General features: G+C 65.8%; 1 protein-coding gene. It reads right to left on the bottom strand.

Translation table 11 applies throughout. The annotated features are described in order from the left end of the window. Positions 1-130 precede the first annotated feature (130 nt). On the bottom strand, positions 131-2,023 hold a 1,893-nt coding region (locus MFF55_RS26470), incomplete at its 5' end, for an ATP-binding protein (RefSeq protein ID WP_238247215.1).

The following is a 2,023-nucleotide window of genomic DNA, read 5'->3' as shown; positions in this document are numbered from 1 at the left end:
CGTCCAAAAGCGGACGTTCCGCCTCTGACCTGAACTTGCCGCGAACGCGCGGCTGCACGGTCCTTGGAAGCGGACGTTCTCAGTTCGCATGACTGCGGACTGGCATGCCCGTGTACTCACGCAACGAGCCTCAGGATACGAGGCCGTCCGTCAGCTCGGCATTTCGGCGAGGAGCTTCCACCCGTCCACGAGTTTCGGGCAACCTGGAGGCGCCTTGAACCGCAGTGCCATTGTGCCCTCGGGCTACCCGAATGGCTGAAGCGGGTACGGCCATCCCATCCACGTTTGGCCTGGGCGACGATGGATCACCGCCTCCGCATCGACGCTCCCGCAGCACCTTGGAGAGCTGTTCGGCGGAGTAGGGCTTGTGCAGCAACTCGAAGCCCTGAGCACCGTCCAGCGCAAGGGCATGGCTGTAGCCGGAGGCGAGGATCACCGGCAGGCTTGGCAGCCGCTGTCGAAGCTCCAGCGCCAGTGCGATGCCCCCCATCCCCGGCATGATGACGTCGGAGAATACCACTTCGAACCCGTTGCCATCGTCGCCAAGCCTGTCCAGCGCCTCCTCGGCGGTCGCAGCCCATGCCGTCCGGTAGCCGAGGTCTTCCAAGATCTGCGTACAGAACTGACCGACCTCGACGTTGTCCTCGACTACGAGCACTCGCTGATTCGTCCCGATCGGCGCCGGACCATCGTTGCGGTCGGCCTTGCGCTCCAGCCGGACCTCGGCTGCCACCTCAGGCAGGTAGAGCGTGAACGTGGTGCCCCGGCCCGGTTCGCTAAAGACGTCCACGTCTCCGCCCGATTGCTTGACGAACCCGAACACCTGGGAGAGCCCAAGCCCGGTGCCCTTGCCGACCTCCTTCGTCGTGTAGAACGGCTCGAAGATACGATCGATCTGGTCCGCCCGAACGCCGGTTCCGGTATCGGTCAGCGAGACCACCACGAACGTGCCCTGAGTGCCGGAGTGACCACGGATTTGCGGCATGGCACCGTTCCCGGTCACCCGCAGCGTCAACGTGCCCTCACCGTCCATGGCGTCCCGGCCATTAACCGCCAAGTTGACGAGCGCAGTCTCGAACTGGCTCAGGTCCGCCCGCACGCAACAAGGTCCGTCCGGCAGGTTTGTGACCAAGCGGACCCGCGCTCCGGTGACGACGTCGAGCATCTCCGCGATGTCACGCACCTTGGACGCGGCGTCGAAGACCTCGGGCTTGAGGGCTTGCCGCCGCGCGAAGGCAAGGAGTTGCCCCGTGAGCTTGGCGGCCCGATCAACCGTGTCGGAGACTGCATCGAGGTAGCGGCTCTTGCGCTCCTCCGGCAGCTCCGGCCGGCGCAGGAAGTCGACAGAGGAGCGGATGATGGTCAGCAGATTGTTGAAGTCATGCGCAATCCCACCGGTGAGCTGCCCGATGGCCTCAAGTTTCTGTGACTGACGAAGGGCCTCATGCGCTTGTTCGAGTTCCCGGGTCCGCTCCTCGACGCGGTGCTCCAGGGTGGCATTGAGTTGGGCATGCTCAATGGCCAGCGCTGCAGACCGGGCAAGCGACTCCAGGAGCATGACCGTGAACGGGTCGTGCTCGCGCTTATCGGCCCAGTAGGCACCGAGCGCTGCCACGGGCTCGCCCGTGCCAATCGGGGCCATGATCAGGCTGCGCACGAAGGTGCGCCGGTACGCCTCCTGGGGCACGCGCGGATCGGTGGTGATGTCGGGGATGATCACGGTCTGACCGTGCGTCATCGACCACCCCGACACGCAGGAGCCAAGGGGAAACCGCAAACCCTGCCAAAGGGGCTCGACGGCATCCTCGGCGACGTAGTGGCAGAGTTCGCCTTGGCGGAGCACGACGGCGATGCCGTCAGCGCCGAGGACCTCGCGTGCGGTGTCGCGCAGGATGCCCGCGATCGCATCCAGGTCGCGGGCCCGGGCGAGGCGCTCACCGGCGGCGATCAACCGTAACAGAGCGCGCTCGGACGGGTTTGATGGATTGGTCACCCTGTCCTCGCCACGGCGCGCCAAGTCGCC

The organism is Methylobacterium iners (assembly GCF_022179305.1).
Taxonomy (GTDB): domain Bacteria; phylum Pseudomonadota; class Alphaproteobacteria; order Rhizobiales; family Beijerinckiaceae; genus Methylobacterium; species Methylobacterium iners.
This window is presented reverse-complemented; position numbering and strand designations above follow the sequence as displayed.